Origin of the sequence: Paenibacillus sp. ClWae2A, from assembly GCF_032452295.1 — a bacterium.
In the GTDB taxonomy this organism is placed as follows: domain Bacteria; phylum Bacillota; class Bacilli; order Paenibacillales; family Paenibacillaceae; genus Paenibacillus.
This window is the reverse complement of sequence record NZ_JAULSQ010000001.1, coordinates 1,134,145-1,154,405: the sequence shown is the minus strand read 5'-3', so window position 1 is coordinate 1,154,405 and position 20,261 is coordinate 1,134,145. Positions and strand designations below refer to the sequence as shown.

11 protein-coding genes are annotated in these 20,261 nt (G+C 43.6%); 3 read left to right on the top strand and 8 right to left on the bottom strand.

Annotated elements, in window-relative coordinates:
• The first annotated feature begins 19 nt into the window (after positions 1–19).
• On the top strand, positions 20–9,841 hold the full coding sequence (locus tag QVE09_RS04775; protein WP_315935894.1) for a non-ribosomal peptide synthetase: 9,822 nt from the start codon (positions 20–22) through the stop codon (positions 9,839–9,841).
• 306 nt (positions 9,842–10,147) lie between these two features.
• Positions 10,148–10,330 carry a YjfB family protein gene (locus QVE09_RS04770; RefSeq protein WP_017687885.1) on the top strand — a complete coding sequence of 61 codons (183 nt, stop codon included), beginning with the start codon at positions 10,148–10,150 and terminating at the stop codon, positions 10,328–10,330.
• A gap of 144 nt (positions 10,331–10,474) precedes the next feature.
• On the opposite strand, the gene QVE09_RS04765 is transcribed toward QVE09_RS04770, so the two are convergent.
• The 5 genes from QVE09_RS04765 to QVE09_RS04745 all read right to left on the bottom strand — a co-directional run bounded on the left by QVE09_RS04765 (position 10,475) and on the right by QVE09_RS04745 (position 16,049).
• A complete protein-coding gene (locus QVE09_RS04765; protein WP_315935893.1) occupies positions 10,475–11,212 on the bottom strand; it encodes an HAD family hydrolase in 738 nt (245 codons plus the stop codon).
• 71 nt (positions 11,213–11,283) lie between these two features.
• Positions 11,284–12,333 carry a zinc-dependent alcohol dehydrogenase gene (locus QVE09_RS04760; RefSeq protein WP_315935892.1) on the bottom strand — a complete coding sequence of 350 codons (1,050 nt, stop codon included), beginning with the start codon at positions 12,331–12,333 and terminating at the stop codon, positions 11,284–11,286.
• A 202-nt stretch (positions 12,334–12,535) separates the two neighbouring features.
• On the bottom strand, positions 12,536–13,774 hold the full coding sequence (locus QVE09_RS04755; RefSeq protein WP_315935891.1) for an aspartate aminotransferase family protein: 1,239 nt from the start codon (positions 13,772–13,774) through the stop codon (positions 12,536–12,538).
• Positions 13,775–13,864: 90 nt separating this feature from the next.
• A complete protein-coding gene (locus tag QVE09_RS04750; protein ID WP_315935890.1) occupies positions 13,865–15,073 on the bottom strand; it encodes an MFS transporter in 1,209 nt (402 codons plus the stop codon).
• A gap of 343 nt (positions 15,074–15,416) precedes the next feature.
• A complete protein-coding gene (locus tag QVE09_RS04745) occupies positions 15,417–16,049 on the bottom strand; it encodes a DUF1963 domain-containing protein (protein WP_315935889.1) in 633 nt (210 codons plus the stop codon).
• 204 nt (positions 16,050–16,253) lie between these two features.
• Here QVE09_RS04745 and QVE09_RS04740 point away from each other — a divergent pair, with 204 nt between their 5' ends.
• Positions 16,254–16,955 (top strand): pseudouridine synthase, encoded by a 702-nt coding sequence (locus QVE09_RS04740; protein WP_315935888.1) that lies wholly within the window; start codon positions 16,254–16,256, stop codon positions 16,953–16,955.
• Positions 16,956–17,026: 71 nt separating this feature from the next.
• On the opposite strand, the gene QVE09_RS04735 is transcribed toward QVE09_RS04740, so the two are convergent.
• The 3 genes from QVE09_RS04735 to QVE09_RS04725 all read right to left on the bottom strand — a co-directional run bounded on the left by QVE09_RS04735 (position 17,027) and on the right by QVE09_RS04725 (position 20,146).
• Complete coding sequence (locus QVE09_RS04735) at positions 17,027–17,956, bottom strand: DMT family transporter (protein WP_315935887.1); 930 nt, start codon at positions 17,954–17,956, stop codon at positions 17,027–17,029.
• The gene (locus tag QVE09_RS04730) at positions 17,953–18,804 is read right to left on the bottom strand and encodes an AraC family ligand binding domain-containing protein (protein WP_315935886.1); all 852 of its coding nucleotides are present in this window, start codon (positions 18,802–18,804) and stop codon (positions 17,953–17,955) included. The genes QVE09_RS04735 and QVE09_RS04730 overlap by 4 nt, the downstream gene beginning before the upstream one ends.
• Before the next feature lie 226 nt (positions 18,805–19,030).
• Positions 19,031–20,146: an NADH:flavin oxidoreductase gene (locus QVE09_RS04725; protein WP_315935885.1), complete on the bottom strand. Its 1,116-nt coding sequence runs from the start codon at positions 20,144–20,146 to the stop codon at positions 19,031–19,033.
• Positions 20,147–20,261 lie beyond the last annotated feature (115 nt).

Here is a 20,261-nt window from a genome sequence, read left to right as displayed (position 1 = left end):
AATGTGATCGGGGTGCCGTATGTCTATTTTTAAGAAACAGGAATCGTATTGGGCAAGCCGATTTGAAGATGATGATCATCTTGTTCATTTGCCTTATTGCAAGACAACCTCCAAACATCCAGACGATACGCAGCACCAGAATGATATATATAAGTCTTTGTCAGCCGATGTTTCATATAAAATCAAGTCCATGTCGCGCAATGCTCCTATGGCTATTTACACGATATTATTAACCGGAGTTCAGTGCCTGTTATATAAATACACAAATGAAACCAAGATGATTATTGGCATACCGACGATGGAAGAAAAGAACAATGATCTATCGCTCTCGAATAAGGTCCTTATATTAAAAAATAATATTAATTATGCGATGTCATTCAAATCCCTATTTAATCAAGTGAAGACAAGTTTAACCGAGGCCATTCAGCATCAACGAATCCCTTTCAGAAAAATGGTCGAACATTTAAACGTTCAGTATGATTCGAACCATGTACCACTGATCCATACCTTGGTTTCTTTGAATGAAATTCATCCTTCACTTGATGAAAATAACGTAAAAGCAGCGACTATTTTTCACTTTGATCTGGAGAACGACTTCGTTCATTTAAAATTAGTTTATGATGAAGAGCGTTATGATCGAGATTATATGGTTCAAGTTGTAGATCATCTTGACCAATTGTTATCGGTTGTGCTGAACCAACCTGATCTGGAGTTAAGTCATGTCGATATGTTATCGGAGTTTCATCGAAACAAGCTGTTATTTGACTTGAACGATACAACGGTGGGATATCCACAGAACAAGACAATGCATCAATTATTTGAAGAACAGGTGGAACGAACACCGGACCATCCAGCAGTAGTATTTGAGAATAGACAACTAACGTACAGAGAGTTAAATCAACAATCCAACCACTTGGCCCGGACACTTCAAGCTAAGGGGGTGCAAGTGGGTCAGTTCGTTGGGATTATGGCTGAGCGCTCGCTTGAGATGATCGTAGGTTTATTCGGTATTTTAAAAGCCGGGGGAGCTTATGTTCCAATCGATCCGGAATATCCGGCAGACCGTATTCACTATATCCTTGAGGATTCAAAAGTGGATTGGCTGCTGCATCAAAGTCATATACAGAAACCTGAACATTTTGCAGGGGAATGTGTCATTCTGGATTCTGAAATAAATCACTATGAGGATCATTTAAATTTGGTAGATGGAGCGATCTCCAGTGATTTGGCATACATGATCTACACGTCTGGAACAACAGGCCATCCAAAAGGCGTGATGATTGAACATGCCAGCATTGCGAATTCCCTGCAATGGAAATCGGATTTTTATCATTTTACCGGAGATGATCGGGTATTAATGCTGAATCCTTTCGTTTTTGATTCATTTATTACTCATTTCTTTGGTCCGATGATATCTGGCTCGACAGTGTATTTGTTAAACCAGCAACAGTGTAAAGATGCTGTAGCCATCAATATGATGATAAACCAACAGGAGATCACGCACATCCAAAGCCCACCCAGTTTCCTGATGACCCTATTGGAACAAGTAAACGCAGAAGATTGGGCATCCATGAAAAATGTGGTTGCTGCGGGAGAGAAGATTGTTCCTGCATTAATACACAAATTGAAGCGCATCAATCCACTCATTGAAGTTTGTAATGAGTACGGGCCAACCGAAAACAGTGTCGTATCCACCGTTCTGTCGATCAACTCCGCAGATCAAAATATCTCAATCGGGAAGCCTATCGCGAACAATAGAGTCTACATTTTAGGAGAACGGAATGAATTGCAGCCTATTGGAGTTCAGGGACAATTATGTGTAGCCGGAGCAGGGATATCCAGAGGTTACTTGAACCGTCCAGATCTGACGGCGGAGAAGTTCGTAGATGATCCATTTGTTTCGGGAGAGAAAATGTACAAGACGGGTGACTTCGCAAGATGGTTGCCCGATGGGAACATTGAATATATGGGAAGAATGGACCATCAAGAGAAAATTCGTGGATACCGGATTGAACTTGGTGAAATAGAGACAGCTCTTTTGAACATGACCAACATACAAGAGGTCATCGTTCTGGCCAGAGAGGATGAAACGGGAACAAAGCAATTATGTGCATACCTGGTAGGAGAGGATGTACTCACGATTGGGGAACTGCGGGAGGAACTGTCCCAGCAACTGCCAAACTACATGATTCCGTCCTATTTTGTACAATTGGATCAGATGCCGCTCACGTCCAATGGGAAAATCGATCGCAAAGCGTTACCTGCTCCGAAAGAACATATGTTGAAGGGAATGGAGTACGAAGCACCCCGAACGATGGTGGAACAACAACTCGTATCCATCTGGGAAGAGGTACTTGGCGTAGAGAACATCGGGATTTTGGATAATTTCTTCGAGCTAGGTGGAGATTCGATTAAATCCATTCAAGTTTCTTCAAGATTATATCAAGCAGGCTACCAGGTACAGATGGATCATCTGTTTAAAAATCCAACCATTGCAAGCTTGGTTCCCTATGTTCAACCCATAAGTATCATGTCAGAACAGGGAATCATCACTGGAAAAGTGATGCTGACTCCAATCCAGCATTGGTTTTTTGAGCAGTACAAGGTGGACGCCCATCATTATAATCAGTCCGTGATGTTGTATCGGAAAGAAGGTTTTCACGAAGCCACCCTTCGCCGTGTATTCGATAAACTGAGTGAGCATCATGATGCACTTCGTATGGTATATCGCCATACGGAGCAGGGGCATGAAGCGTGGAATGAAGGGTTGGCAATGGAACCCTTATATACACTTGAAGTGATGGATTTTAAGTCATTAGCAGATCCGTCTCAACAGATCGAGAAGAAAGCAAATGAAATGCAAAGCACGTTCACTTTGGAACGTGGACCCTTGATGAAGCTGGGTGTATTTCAATGTGCAGACGGAGATCATCTATTGATCGTTATCCATCATCTAGTCATCGACGGGGTTTCATGGCGAATTCTGATCGAAGACCTATCGAGAGGTTATGAACAATTAAGACGTGGAGAACCCATTCAACTACCGCAAAAAACGGATTCCTTCCAATTATGGGCAGAACATCTCCAGTTGTATGCGAACAGTGATGCGATAACACAAGAGCTTGCATTCTGGAATGAAATTGAACAGACATCCTATACGCCGTTACCTACAGATTTTAAAGCGGATCATGCACTGGAAAAAGAAATTGAAGATATCACGGTGGAATGGTCAGCGGCAGAAACGGAGCAATTATTAAAACAAGCGAATCGTGCTTATAAAACGGAGATTAACGATTTGCTGCTCCATGCATTAGGCATGTCTATTAAGCAATGGACTGGCATGGATAAATTGCTGGTCAATCTGGAGGGACATGGAAGAGAACAAATTTTACCGGATCTCGATATTACACGAACGATCGGATGGTTTACGAGCCAGTATCCAGTTGTACTTGAGCTGGAAGCAAGCTCAAATATGTCTCTTCTCATCAAGACAAACAAAGAAATGATTCGTCAAATCCCTAAAAAAGGGATTGGTTATGGTATTTTAAGATATTTAAGTGCACATAAGCAAGAAACTCCATTTACCTTAAATCCTGAAATTAGTTTTAACTATTTGGGACAATTTGATCAGGATCTTCAGAATAGCGGGATGCAGATCTCTCCCTATCCAGGCGGAGCAACAGCAAGTGACAATCACAGAAGAAATGTTCTTATTGATATGAATGCCTTAATTGTGGAAGGGAAATTGACGTTGTCACTTCGGTATAGTCGCACCCAATATCGAAAAGAAACGATGGAGCGAGTGGCAACATATTTTAGAGATCATCTGCAAGAAATCATGATGCATTGTGTGACAAAAGAGAAGCCGGAATGTACACCAAGTGATCTAACGTTAAAAGGAATTACCATTCAAGAATTAGAAGGATTTGTTCAAGAATCGGAACATATTGGTGAAATCGAAGATATATATGCTTTGTCACCGATGCAAAATGGGATGTTCTTTCATCATTTGCTTCATTCAAAATCTGAAGCGTATTTCCTTCAAACGACGCTCGATCTTCATGGCTCGTTAGACGTGGAGGCTTTTACGAAAAGTCTGGATCAGTTGATGCAACGTAATTCGATTCTCAGAACGAATTTCCACAGCAAATGGAAGAATGGACCTCTGCAAGTCGTATACCGTCATAAACGGAATGGGCTAATATACGAAGATTTGCGTGAGATGAATGAAGAAGATCGTGAAGCATGCGTGGCAGAATATACAAGAGCAGATAAAATAAAAGGTTTTGACCTGTCTCAGGATGTGTTAATGCGTATCTCTATCTTGCATACTCATGATCAAACCTATCGTTTCATTTGGAATTATCATCATATTTTGATGGATGGCTGGTGCCTGTCTCTTGTAATCCAGGAGTTGTTTGATGGATACTTTGCTATTCAGGAACAACGAAAACTGGAGGAAAAGAGTACGATTCCATACAAACACTATATTGAATGGCTGGACAACCAAGATCATGAAGAATCCCTGAAATACTGGCGTGACTATTTGCAAGGTTATGATGAACAAACCACATTGCCAAAAGAACATATAATAACGAAGAGTGATGAATATCGTTCAGAGCATATGATTTGTACACTTAGTCAGGAATTAACCGGACAAATCGCACAAGTTGCCAGTCAGAATCAGGTGACGCTGAATACGTTCATGCAGACAGCCTGGGGAATGTTGTTACAGATATATAACGGTAGTGAGGATGTCGTATTCGGAAGCGTGGTATCGGGCAGACCCGCGGCGATTGTCGGAGTGGAGCGAATCATTGGTTTATTCATCAATACCATTCCAGTACGCGTTCAGACTCAAGGTAACGAGACATTTGCAGCGGTTATGAAGCGGAATCAAGAACAAGCTGTCGCTTCGCATCCACATGACACGTATCCGTTATACGAGATTCAAGCGGAAACATCGCAAAAGCAAAATTTGATTGATCATATCCTGATATTCGAGAATTATCCTGTACAGGGTATTATGGAACAGTTTGGGGATCAGGAGGAGACAGCTCTTCGGATTACGAATGTAGAAGCAGATGAACAAACGAATTATGACTTTAACCTGATTATCAAACCAGGCCAATCGATGAAATGCATGTTCTATTACAATGCTAACGTCTATGATCGGGCAAGCGTAGAACGCATTCAAGGTCACTTGATTCGAATGCTGGAGCAGGTGGTTGACAATCCGAATATTTCGATCCATGACATTGACTTGACTACAACACAGGAGAAAATACAAATTTTGGAACAGTTTAATGATTCCATGGCTGATTATCCTAAGGATAAGACGATTCATGGACTGTTTGAGGAACAAGCGGCAAGGACTCCTGAACACGTTGCGGTTGTATCTGAGGATCAACACTTGACCTATCAAGGGCTGAACGAAAAAGCCAATCAATTAGCAAGAACGCTGAAGGACAAAGGCATTCAAAATGATCATTTAATCGGAATCATCGCTGATCGTTCGCTAGACATGGTTATAGGAATCCTTGCGATTTTGAAAGCGGGTGGTGCATACGTACCGATTGATCCCGATTATCCAGAGGATCGTGTAAACTACATGCTTGAGGATTCGGGCGTACATGTATTATTGCTGCAAAGTCATTTGCAAGAACGCATCTCTTTTGCAGGAGAGGTCGTGTACCTGGATCAACCTGAATCCTATCATGAAGATCATTCCAACTTGGGAATGACTGCTGCACCAACAGGCCTGGCATATGTAATTTATACCTCAGGAACGACAGGTAAACCAAAAGGGACCTGTATTGAACATAAAAATGTGGTGCGATTGTTGTTCAACAATAAAAATTTGTTTGATTTTAATACATCAGATACATGGACCTTGTTTCATTCCTTTTGTTTTGATTTTTCGGTATGGGAAATGTACGGGGCATTGCTCTATGGCGGAAAACTGGTTATCGTACCTCAAATGACGGCAAAAAGTCCGGAACAATTCCTACAATTGTTAAAAGACAAGCAAGTGACGATTTTGAATCAAACGCCGACATACTTCTATCATCTTCTTCAGGAAGAACTGTCAGGTCATGCAGCAGATCTGAAGTTAAGAAAAGTGATTTTTGGAGGAGAAGCCCTCAATCCCGTGTTATTGAAGGAATGGAAGCTGAAATATCCATTCATCCAGTTAATTAATATGTATGGGATAACCGAAACAACGGTTCATGTAACGTACAAGGAAATAACCGACATTGAAATACATGCTGGAAAGAGCAATATTGGCAAACCAATCCCGACGTTACAGACCTATATTTTGGATCAACATCAACGCATTCAACCAATCGGTGTTCAGGGAGAATTAGTTGTAGCAGGTGAGGGGCTTGCCAGAGGATATCTGAACCGGCCTGATTTAACCGCAGAGAAATTTGTTGATCATCCCTGGATTACAGAAGGGAAAATGTATCGCACAGGAGATGCCGCAAGATGGCTGCCGGATGGAAATATTGAATATCTGGGACGAATCGATCATCAAGTGAAAATTCGCGGTTACCGAATTGAGCTTGGCGAAGTGGAAACAGCGCTTTTGAAAATAGACTCCATTCAGGAAGCGGTCGTTATTGCCCGTGAGCATGGAGATGGTTCGAAGCAGTTGTGTGCGTATTGGAAAGGCGACAGCTCACTGACAGCGAAGAAAATTAGAATGGCATTATCTCATGAAATTCCGGATTATATGATCCCGTCTTATTTTGTTCAATTAGAGCATATACCGTTAACATCCAATGGAAAGGTTGACCGAAAGGCATTGCCCTCTCCACAAGAACGTATGCAAAAAGGGACCGAGTATATGGCGCCACAAAACGCTGTAGAACAAGCGATCGTCTCTGCCTGGGAAGCTGTGCTTGGTGTTCAAAAGGTTAGCACATCAGATCATTTCTTCGAACTCGGGGGCGATTCAATTAAATGTATTCAAGTTTCCTCACGACTGCTTCAAGCAGGCTATAAAGTGGAAATGAAGCATTTCTTCGCCTATCCGACAGTAGCAGAGTTGAGTGAACACGTTACATCTGTGAGCACTATTTCTGACCAAGGGGAAGTTACGGGACAAGTGATGCTGACACCTGTTCAGCGCTGGTTCTTTGAACAACATATGGTGGACGCACATCATTACAATCAAGAAATGATGTTCTTTCGTGAAAAAGGGTTTGATGTCCGCTTCATTCACAGCATCATGGATAAGATCGTTAAACAGCATGATGCTCTCCGCATCCTTTATCGTAAAGCGCCTGAAGGCGGATATGAAGCGTGGAATCGAGGGGCAGACGAAGATGGATTATACAGCCTTGAAATCGTTGACCTCAAAACAGAAGCAGATCCTGCATCATTCATTGAAAATAAAGCAAAAGAAATTCAGAGTGGTATGGATCTGTCTCATGGACCTTTGATCAAACTTGGGTTGTTCCAATGTGCTGAAGGGGATCACCTGCTTATTGCCATTCATCATTTGTTGGTAGACGGGGTTTCATGGCGTATTTTATATGAAGATATTCAGACAGGGCAAGATCAGTTCTTAAGAGGTGAAGAAATTCGTCTTCCGCAAAAAACGACCTCGTTTAAACAATGGGCAGAACAATTATCTACGTTTGCAGACAGCGCGGCGATGAAGCAAGAGGATCCATACTGGAGCCGTGTGGAGCAGGCCCAGCTAAGCCCGCTGCCTAAAGATATGGATTGTGATGAGACGATTGGCAAAGATAGTGAAACGATCACCATTCATTGGACAGCAGCGGAAACCGAGCAATTATTAAAACAGACACATCATGCGTACAATACGGAAATTAATGATTTATTGTTAACGGCATTGGGAATGGCTGTTCATGATTGGAAAGGCACGGGAGAAATTCTTGTAAATATGGAAGGACATGGTAGAGAAGACATCCTGCCAGAGCTGGACATTACGCGTACAGTGGGATGGTTTACAAGTATGTACCCCGTTATGATTACGATGGAGTCCGGGGCTGACTTATCAAGGAAGATTAAGACCGTCAAGGAAGGACTGCGCCAGATCCCAACCAAGGGCATTGGTTACGGGATTTCGAGGTATTTGTCACATGGAAATGAAGAATTCAAGTTAGAGAAAAATCCCGAAATTAGTTTCAACTATATGGGACAGGTGAATCAGGATTCGGGCCATGATGGCATTAAATTCTCGCCTTATTCCAGCGGACCATCCGTAAGTGAAAACAACAAGAGACCTTTTGTGCTTAATATCAATGGCATCGTTACAGAGGGGCGCTTGTCACTGTCCATTAACTATAGTTCAAAACAATATCGCCGGGAAACGATGGAGCAGCTGGCTTGTCTCTATAAGGAAGGTCTGAATAGAGTCGTTGAACATTGTGTAACGAAGGAACAAACCGAGCTTACGCCAAGTGATATTTCATGCAAGTCATTAACCATTGATCAATTGGATCAAATCGTGGAACAAACTGGGCACATCGGTCGAATCGAAAATGTGTATCCACTTACACCATTACAGAAGGAAATGCTGTACGAAAGTGAACGGAATCCAATTTCGGGCGCTTACTTTGTACAAATCATGTTTGATATGCGTGGAGATTTGGATGTTACCTCTTTTGCGCAAAGTTTGGATCAATTAATGCAAAGGCATGCGATACTAAGAACTAATTTTTACAGTGATTTCGTGGACATCCCTCTTCAAATCGTGTATCAAGAGAAGAAATTTGAATTTCACTATGAAGATGTAGCTGGCACAAGTGAGCTGCAACGTAAAACGTATGTTGACGAGTATATCGAGCAGGACAAGGCAAGAGGATTTGACTTACAACGAGATTCGCTAATACGCATGTCTGTTTTACGAACAAAGCGAGAGGAATACCGCGTCATATGGAGTTTTCACCATATTTTGATGGACGGCTGGTGTATGTCTCTGGTAAGCAAAGAGATATTTGAGAATTATTTTGCGATTCGGGAAAATAGAAAGCCTCAAGTGACTTTATTAACACCTTATAGTCAATTCATTGAATGGCTGGAACAGCAGGATCATCAAGGTGCAATAACGTATTGGAGTCATTACCTGGAATGTTATGAAGGGCAAACGAAATTGCCTGGAGAAAAAATCAAACCGAAGCATGAAAGACAGGACTCCAGAACATTAAACTGTTATTTGGATGATGTACTAATCGAGCAAATGAAACAGATTGCGGAACAGCAGCATGTAACGCTCCATACGTTAGTGCAGACTGCCTGGGGTGTATTGTTGCAGCAATACAATGAAAGCAATGATGTTGTATTCGGAAGTGTTGTATCGGGCAGACCGCCTGTCATTCCTGGGATCGAAAGCATGATTGGATTATTTATCAATGCGATTCCTGTTCGTATCCAGGCTCAGGCCGATGAGTCATTTATATCTCTAATGAAAAGGAATCAGGCACAAGCTGTGGAGTCACATGCATATGATACGTATTCATTATATGATATTCAAAATCTGACCAAGCAAAAACAATCTCTGATTAACCATGTTGTTGTATATCAGAACTTCCCGGTGGATCATCGAATGGAGAGTTTGGGGCAAAAGGGCGAAATACCGCTTGAGATTATGAATGTTGGGGGTACAGAACACAATAGTTTTGATTTTACTTTGATCGTCAAGCCTCATGAGAACATGAAAATCATATTGATGTACAATGCCAATGTGTATGACCTATCCACCGTTGAACAGATTCAAAGACATTTTATTTCCATGATTCAACAAGTGGTAAGTAACCCGGAAGTCAAAATAAACGAACTTGCATCGATTGCGTCGAACATTTATTAGACGTGAATAGCAATCTTTAACGAACCTGAGTAACGTTATTTCGTCATATCAGAGTGAATAGCGTGTGCTAGGTTCATTAGAATAAAATAACGTTAAAAAGGGGTGTCCTCAGTCATGCTCATGACTTATGGCATCCCCTTTTATGCTCCGTTAATGATGCAAGGAACTGCCTGAAGCTGAGGGAGGGTATGAATGAATGGAATGGATTTCCGTATACATTTTGATCGACCTTTTAACAATTCCTCCCTTCTGACCGATATATAATAAGTACATCTATGTAATCAGAAAGTGAAAGGAGTGCAGAACATGGATATTGCAGCATTATCAATGGCGATGAGCCAAGCTTCAGTAGTGCAGTCGGCAAGCTTGCAAGTGATGTCGATTACAAAAGACATGGCACAGCAGCAAGGCCAGCAGATGGCGGAAATGTTGAAGTCAATGCCTGCTCCTCATCCCAATCTGGGTGGAAGTCTCGATCTTTCGGTTTAGTTGAAATTACAGCATGTGTCCTCATGTAACACCCATTGCAGCAAGCAAAACCCAAACAGCTCCAATTCGAATGAATTGAAGCTGTTTGGGTTTTTTTTTCTATAATATTCATTCCGAAATTACGATCTTTTTATTACGATCTTCTCAGCGAATCTTTGACAAGCTTGGCAATCTGCCTTCAAAGGGCAGTGTACCCTTCAATGTCCATAACTCATCGTAACTGGAAATCTGAAGATCGGCTTTGGACAAGTCCTGGTTCCCTGATCCCGGATTGCGATATCCGATGCAGCGCATGCCTGCACTTTTGGCTGCTTGAACACCATTGCGCGAGTCTTCGATCACCAGACAATTCGAAGGAGATGCACCAATCATCTCAGCTGTGGTCAGGAAAATATCTGGTGCCGGCTTGCCATTTTTGACTTCTTCTCCGGTCATTCGTACTTCAAAATAGCGCCCAAGTCCGGTCTTGTCCATGATCAAATCAATCAGTGCACGTGGAGAGGAAGAAGCAACGGCTATTGGTACGTGCTGCTCATGCAGCCAGCTTAACCAGCGTTCCACGGAAGGCATTGCCGTCAGATTCGGATGGGCAAGCATGGTTTGCATCACATTATGCTGATGATAAGCAAATATTTCTTCCAGCGTAGCTGTCAGTTGATGTTTGTCCAATACTTGCTGCCACATGGACTCCAGCGTAACGCCAACATAAGTGTGGTGTTCTTCTTCCGTCATCACTGCGCCAAAATGGGCAAAGGAGCTGCGCTCAATCTCGAAATAAATCGGTTCGCTGTCAATTAGTACACCATCCATGTCAAAAATGACCGCTTGAATGATGTCATCATTGGGCGCTCCCAGTCCGTTAGATTCTTTGTTTGCTGCCATGTTGTATTCCTCCTCCAGGATTGTGTAAACATATATCTCTAATGTAGTCCATTCATGCTTAACGTTCCACTTTAGAAACTGGAACCGCTGGATTGCAGTACAACTTTAATGGCATGTGAAGAGGCTTGAAGTGTGCGTCCCTGAATATCGCAGCCAAGTGTGCGGAATGCCTCTTCGTAATCTTCCAACGGGAAGGAGTGGGTGATGATTTTTTTTGCCGGAATAATCCCTTGTTCAATCATATAATGCGCGGTAGCAAATGTCCCCAGAGAATCGATGGAACCAATAATTTTTAGACTGCGGTCCACAACTTCCTTGGGATTGAAGGATGTGTTTCCATCTCTCAGACCAACCAGCATCAGGTAACCTCCGCTGGCAAGTTGGGAAAGCACTTGTGTGCCCACAACACCTGTTGTGTCCACGATCATATCAACCTGATGGGTTGCGGGTGACAGTGATTCTATTGCATTTTCGAAGGATGAATGAACCTCCCAACGGTCTGGTGCAATGGAGCCAGCAATGACTAAGCGTTCTTCGGAGATGTCGACCAGACAGCCGGTAACCCCTTTGGAAGCGAGCGCGTAGCTGTACAGAATGCCAATTGGACCTGCGCCGAGGATGATCGTTCTGAAATTAGGCAGTAAATGAATCTGATTAATCCCCGTCAGCATACAGCTAAGCGGTTCTGTCAAAGTCGCTTCCTCATAGCTCACATGATCCTTTAATTTGTACAAAAAGCGATCTTCGGTCACATAATAATCTGTAAATGTTCCGTCAGCACTCACACCTGTCTCGGTAACAGACTTGTGTGTGCAATGATTTTGTCTGCCTGTTCTGCACATGTCACATTGTCCGCAATAGTAGGTAGGGTCGATCACAACACGATCACCCGGTTGTAAGGTCGTTACCGCAGAGCCAAAATCAATGACTTCCCCGGCAGACTCATGACCGAGAATGACAGAAGGAACCGCATGATATTTGCCGCTGACAATGCCTAGGTCGGTACCACATACTCCGGTTGCTCGAATACGAACCAACACCTGATTATCTCTTGTAATTTCCGGGACAGGCCGTTCCTCAAGAGCCACATCCCAAGCCGATTTGTATACCAATGCAAGCATGATATAACCTCCTCATAATAATAAAAATTGTATTTCAGATTACACGATAACGAAGAGAACAGAACAAACATGGAGAAGCGGAGCGTTCGCCTTTATCCACGGATTTTTCCCTTGGGAAAGGGGAATAAAAAAAATCCGGGGATAACAGCGATCGAAAGGTTGTTCTGTTTGCGTAGTGTTCGAGTGTAATATGAATCCCTTACTAATGAACGCTGGCAAGCACTGAATCCAGCCGCTCTACAATCTCGACCAGTTCGTCTTCGGTTGTGGTCAGGGAAGGCCGGACCTTAACAACGTTGCCGAAACCATATCTTGAACTTCTCAAGATCAGATGTTCATCTGTAAAAGCACGGTCAACAATGGCATTGGTTTTTAGTGTATCCGGTTCATTACCGTCACCTATGATCTCCAACCCCCACATTAATCCGACACCACGAGCTTCCCCGATACTTGGATATTTCATAGCCAATTCATGCAGCAATTCACCCAAAATTTCACCTTTGCGTTTCACCGCATCGAGGAATCCGGGTTCGGATACCACTTCCAAGGTAGATTTGGCAGCGGTTACGGAGATCAGATTACTTCCGGAGGTGAAGGAGTGTTCGTGCTTTTCGAGCACATTCAGCCGGGATTGCATTAATACCGCAGCAACAGGTACGCCGATCCCGCCAAGACCTTTTGCAAGGGTAATCATATCAGGCTGGATATCAAACAGTTCGCTGGCAAACATGGTTCCGGTACGACCGATTCCGGTCTGTACTTCGTCGGCAATAAGAATAATATTGTACTCATCACACAGTTTACGCAGACGTTTGAAATATCCGGCGGGAGGAATGATATTGCCGCCATTCCCGAGAATGGGTTCAATGATCATGCAGGCGACTGAGCCGGAACTTGCATATTCTATTGCATCAGATATAGCTTCAACGCATTGATAGTCGCAGTCTCCATTTGAGGATTTGAATGGGCAGCGATAACAGTATGGGGCAGGTACATGGACAGCGTTAGCCACAGCCGAATTGGGGAAGCGTTTCCGCCTGAAGGCATTCCCCGAAATCCCGGTAGCAAATTGGGTCTGCCCATGATGGGACAGATACAGGCTGATGATGTCTGTCGATTCGGTATACTTCTGTGCAATTTTGGTTGCACATTCGTTTGCAGTTGAACCAGTGATATCCCGCATCCATCCGGCATTAATGTCGTTTGGAGCATATTCGATTAAGTGATCAAGCACTTCATTTACGTACGGTTCGGTGAAGGAGGAAGACATATGCGTCAGATTGCCGACTTGTTCCTGAATTTTGCTGACTACATGTGGGTGATTATAGCCCAGTGACAGATTGAACGTGCCCGACACGCCATCCAGGTATTCAACACCTGAATCGTCAATCAACTTAATCCCTTTTCCGGCTATGAAGCGGTTGTTGGTTAAAGTTTGCATACGATTTCCTCCAATATAATGGTGTACTAGCTCGAACAAAGCTCAACAATCCCGGATGATGCGGGCATCACCTCCCTTAAGAAACGATGTTTACATTTCCTTGCTATGTTGTGCGAGAGCGGCACGTACTGCATTATTTTTTACAGTCCATAGATGAGAGACCATCAATGTGAGCAGCAGGATCAGACAGAATCCGGCCAAAATCCAGATCGTATTCACGACAGGCCCTGTGCTCATACTCCATCCAGTCACATACTGCAAGATGGCACCTCCAATGCCACCCGATGCGATCAGGATACTGGTTGTCCGCTCGGTCATACCGGGAATCAGAACATTTGCGTAGACAAGTGCGATACAGAACAGCCCTGACATGAACAGACCGGTTCCGAAGATAAGCACATACGTTGCCCACTGTCCAGTTACAAATACCATAGCAACTGTAAACAAAAACGTGCCAACCGTGCTCCAGATCAGGAAAGGCATATAGTTGACGGCTTCCGCTATTTTCCCGGAGAAAAGACGACCGATGATCATCGCAATCCACAGGATGGAGACACTCAGCGATGCGACAGATTCCTGGAGCTGCAGTCGTTCTACAAGAATGGAGGGCAGGAAGTTCATCAATCCCAGTTCCAATCCCATGTAGATGAAAAAGAAGATGACGAAGATCGTCAGCAGACCCAGATTTTTTCTTGAATATCGGGCTTTACCTGCTGCATGTGCCACTGTATTCTCACCAGCCTGTTCCAGATACAGTGCGGCTGGCCGGGGCATAGTGATCCACAGCAGCATGAGAACCAGTGACAACACGGCCACTGTGTAAAAAGTAAGATGCCACAGATCCATCCAGATGAATAAAGCAGCGACAGCCGGGATGAGAAGTGCTCCAAGAGCAAAGAAGACATCCAGCTTGGACATGGCGACCGCCTTTTGATTCTCAGTGAATTCGATCGTGAATGCACCTACAGAGGGTTCGATGATACCTGAACTGAAACCTACGATAATCGTGAGAAGAAGAACTACAGACCAGGATGGCAAAAAACCAAGTAATGTATAGGCGGCTACAATACAGATCAGGGCAAGGGTCAGCATAGCTTTTCTTCCAATACGGGCTGTCAGGGCAGGAGATACAAGAACACCGACAAGAAATCCAAGAAACTGCAGAAACAACAGAAATCCGCCATCACTGTAACCGCGCTCATAATATGACAGTAAAACAGGGAGAAGTGCACCGAGCACAACGCTGGTTATGCCGATTAACAGATAAAAACCGCAGCTTAGAGCGAATATTCTTTTCAAAAGCCTACCTCCTAGTTGGATGAAAATTTTATATTATGTAATTAATGTTTATTTCATATATAACTTATACCATAATTATGCAAATGTACATGCTTTTTGTTGTAAAATAATGTTAAATATTGATGGGTGGAATTATTTCTCGTGCAAAATTTTTTCTAAAGCGATTTCGTGTCGAAAGGATAGATATGATCCAATCAATATGACCTTTTAACAGTGTTTGGCATTGGTTTTGATCGAGGATTGTAGAACGTGCATATATATAAAAAACGTCCCCTGTCTGATTAGACGGGAAACGTTCTGATTAGCCGTTTTATATGATGATCCCTGACCTCAACGTTCGCCATTAAGCAGTCTGTACAAAGAAAATTCCATCGAATGGTGCGTGAGCAGACGCGGGACCACTTCGCAAAAATAAATAACCGTTTGCATCGGGAAGACCCAATATATCCCGATAAGGCTCAGGAAAATCTCCGGAATATATTTGACACACCAGTTGATGTTCATCTAGCAAATGGTCAATTCCTTTCACACCGTTTGGTAAAGTAGGAGAGAAAAATGAAAATGCAGGGAAATCCTTTTCGTCTAACTCTATTTCAATCAAACGTACGCCGCTTAACGGAATGGGTGGAACGGGACATACGGAAGTTAGTGGATGCGAAGATACCGAGACATAAGTGCATCCGGCAAGAATATTCTCGTTCCATTCCAGCTCATCTCCCGTATAGGTTACCTGATCCAGAAAGTATTCGGAGGCGGAGTAGGTCGAGAAGACCGAGATATATTTATTTTGTGGTAAAGAAGGGATATGGACCTGCTGTGAAAGTGTATTGCAATTGATGGAGAACAGATGTAATAAAGGTTGGCCCTCAGGGTTGAGCGGCCAGTCAGAAACGTATGCAGTTTCTCCACCAATCCATATGCCAGAGTCTTGGTTTGGATCATCGGGGTCAACTGTAAATCGAGTAACTTTGTACATGAGAGACTCCTTTCAGAGTGTATTTTGGCTTTCCTATATACCGTTGTATGTGTTTCCATATAACCAATCATTGCTTCGTTTCAGTATAAATGAGATGATGTGGAATGAGAATCAGTACAAGGTACTAACTCTTACATGAACTGAATGAATGTATCATTAATTCAATGAACCAGCAGATATATTACAGATGAGAAGCGGTGACACATGTTAATTAACAAATACATAAGTGAAACGGGATTCTGCTCCCGCAGGGAAACGAATCGTTTAATTGCAACTGGACGCATAACGATCAATGGCAGGGTGTGTGAAAAAGGGGCGGATGTTGAACCTCATGATGTGGTACTCATTGATGGCAAGGAGATTCCTCGTAATGACAGCGAACCTGTCTACATTGCTCTGAATAAACCCATCGGTATTGTCTGCACAGCAGCAGAACATGTGGAGGGGAACATCATTCAATATATGAATTTTCCTTCTCGCATATTTGCGATAGGCAGGCTGGATAAGGCATCTGAGGGGTTGATTTTGCTTACGAATGACGGAAGCATTGTGAACAAGATGATGCGTTCGGAGCATAATCATGATAAAGAATATATAGTGACTGTAGACAAACCCATAACCGACGAATTTGTAAAGTCCATGTCTGAAGGTGTTGAAATTCTGGATGTGGTGACCAAGCCTTGCGAAGTGTATAGGCAAAGTGACAATGTATTTCGTATTATTCTGACACAGGGTCTCAACCTGCAGATCCGCAGAATGTGCAAAGCCTTGGGGTACCGAGTCCTGAAGCTGGAGCGCGTGCGAATTATGAATATTACGCTGCATCAACTGGAGCGGGGGCAATGGCGTCATCTGGAGCAAGAGGAGTTGGGAATTCTGCTGTCTCAATTGAATGAGATAAAATGAATGAATTCTGCTGCATGTCAACGTTCGTCAACCACGATGTCCAGTTATATCAGTAAAAAATGAAGCAAACACTAACCCCTATGCGGATTAGTGTTTTTGTTGTTAAGCTTGTGTCCTTTTCGCTCTGAAATGTAAGAGCCAAATAGGGTTAAGAACGCACCGAGTACAATCACCAAGGTTATCTGCTCTTGAAGAATCAGTGCAGATGACACAACAGTAATGACAGGCACCAGATAGATATATACACTCGTTTGGATAGCTCCGAGAAGATTCACGGCCCGGTTCCAGGTCACGAAACACAACGCGGAGGCACCCAGACCGAGGTAGAGAAAATTGGAGAGATTGGTCATGTTCGTGAAGCGCCTGAGTTCCCAATGGAATTCAAACAGGAAAAGAGCTGGCAGCATGAAGATCAGGCCATAGAAGAACACTTTGCGGGTCGCACCAATGTTGTGATAGCGAAGCTGGCCAATTTTACGCATTAACACAGAATAAATCGCCCATACCGCAGGTGCTATGAAAGCAAGCAGATCACCTACCGGATTCAGTTGCAGAACGAAACTGCCGTTCAGTGCGATGAGCAGGATGCCGCTCAAGGCAATCCCAAATCCGATAAGAAAGAGGCGAGTTAACTTCTCACCATCCAGGAAGAAATTGGCGAGCACGGCAGTGAAGAACGGAGCGATGGAGACAATAACACCCACGTTGGAAGCGGTTGTGTACAGCAGCGCAATATTTTCAATGAGAAAATATAGAGTCACTCCACATACTCCTGCTCCGATAAATAACCATTCTTCTCTGAATGAGGCGGTCCGCAGTGAACGTGGATAGATCAATAACAGTACCAAATACCCGATCAGGAAACGGAAAAATAAAATTTCTACAGGAGTAAAATCAATCAACAGAACCTTGGTCGAGACAAACGTAGTGCCCCAGATCAATATGGTAAATAAAGCGAGCATATGTCCGGTAGCGGCATTGGTGTTATGATGGCTCGTCATACGATGTTAGTGGTGGTTCGTTTCAACTCCGTATCATGATTGAAGATACGTCTGTATTGATTGGGCGTCAGGCCGATCAGTTTTTTGAAAAAATTCGTGAAATGGCTCTGGTCACTGAATCCTGTCTGTGCGGCTACTTCAATGGGAAGCAGACCGTGTTCCAGCAGACGTTTGGCTTGATTAATGCGAATTGTTTCCAGATAACGGTAAGGTGATATCCCTTTCTGGCGGGTGAATAAACGCAGCAGGTGGTACTTGCTCATCTCCGTCAATTCGGCTAACTCGTTCAGTGAAATGCTTTCCATGTAATGAGCTTCTATGTAATCACATATGCGTCTGATCTCCAAGGTAACATCCTGTGTTGATACAGGTGGTTCAGCATCCGAATAATCTCGCAGCAATTGATCCAGTAGTAAGAGTAACAATTCTTCTTTGCAGAAATCCGATTGCTCTTCCAGAATCATCTGATGCAGCTCGTGCAGGGAACCCACAAGTTCACTTTGGTAGAGAACGGGGGATGTAAACCGTGGCAAGTAAGCTTGTCCAGTAATCTCTCTCGCATACTCACGCATAATCTCAGGCTTGACGTTGATACAGCGATAATCGAGGGTTCTGCCATCGACCTGTTCGCAGGCGTGCGGATCATGTGGATTAAAAACAATCATGTCACCACTATTCAGAATGTATTCTTCGTTGTTGCAGACGAGGTGACGCTTGCCTTGCTCAATGAATCCAATGACGTAATAGTCATGAAAATGATTGGGAAACTTCTGCATAATGCCTTCAAATTGATAAGCTTCTAGCTGTAGATCGGTATCAAAAACGACAGTCCGGACTTCCCGAGTCATGATGCACCTTCTTTCTGGTATGTTAAGGTCATTATAGGTTGCAAAGAAGGAATTTTCTTGAACGATATTGCTATCGCTCGAAGTGTTTGGTTGGTCAGATATCTCCAAAAAACAAAATACCCGCAATCCCTTAGGGAAAGCGAGCCCTTTGCTTAGTATAGTTGATTCATGAGTTCAAACCTATATATAGGGGAGAAAAAATGTCTGGAACAATAAGTAATTGTTCTTAGTGTAACGTAGCGAGTGCTTCAGGTGTAAAAGCCTGTATCTCGGATACGCGTCCTTCACGTATTTTGGCAGCCCATGCCGGATCACCAAGGAGTGCACGTCCCACAGCTACCAGATCAAACTCCTGTTGCTCATATCGCTTCATGAGTTCGCCCATACCTGGATGTGTTGTTTTATCTGCTCCTGCTTCAGGCTCATCTGGCATACCCACAGAACCGACTGTAATGGTGGTTTGTCCACTTAGCTTCCGCACCCAACCTGCAAATCCCAGATCAGATCCTTCAAACTCGGGCTCCCAGAAGCGTCGTGTCGAGCAGTGGAAGATATCTACACCTGCGTCAACTAGCAAGCTAAGGAATTGTTCCAGTTGTTCCGGTGTGTCGAACAGTCTGGCTTGATAGTCATTCATCTTCCATTGAGAAATCCGCATCGCAATAGGGAAATCAGGACCTACCGCAGCACGAACTGCCATGACAAGTTCAACCGCGAATTGAGTTCGTTTTTGGAGGTCACCGCCATAGCGGTCCGTTCTCCTATTCGTTGTTTTCCAGAAAAACTGATCGATCAGAAAACCGTGTGCACCGTGAAGCTCAATTCCGTCAAAACCAATACTTTGCGCATTAAGTGCTGCATCAGCATAAGCTTGAATCACAGTTGCGATTTCTGCCTCCGTCATGGGTGCACCTACTTGAGTACCTTCCATATCAACTCCCGATGGACTCAGTGATGCAGCTTCCGGGTGTGGGTTAGATCCTGAAGGACGAACGATTCCCATGTGTAAAATCTGAGGGAAGATTTTGCTGCCGGCTTCATGGACTTGTTCGACTACTTTAGCCCACCCTTGAAGAGCTGCTTCCCCATACATATGTGGGATTCTAGGCTCACTTGATGCAGACGGATGCTCGATGGTTGCACCTTCGGTAATAATGAGTCCAACATCATGCTCGGCACGCCGACGATAATATTCGGCTACGTCGGGGCCCGGGACACCGTCCGGGGAAAAAGCACGAGCCATGGGGGACATGACGATGCGCGAGGACAGGGTTAACTTTGAAACGGTGTATGGTTGGAACAGAAACTCCGTAGAAATAACGTTATGTTGTTGATTACTCAAACTAAGCACCTCCATTATTATGCACCTTCAAGCGGGTACGAGTGCAATCTTAACAAGGTGTATAGGCATGCTCAACCAACAATCGAAGCATTTTGTTGCTTAAGCGAAAGACACT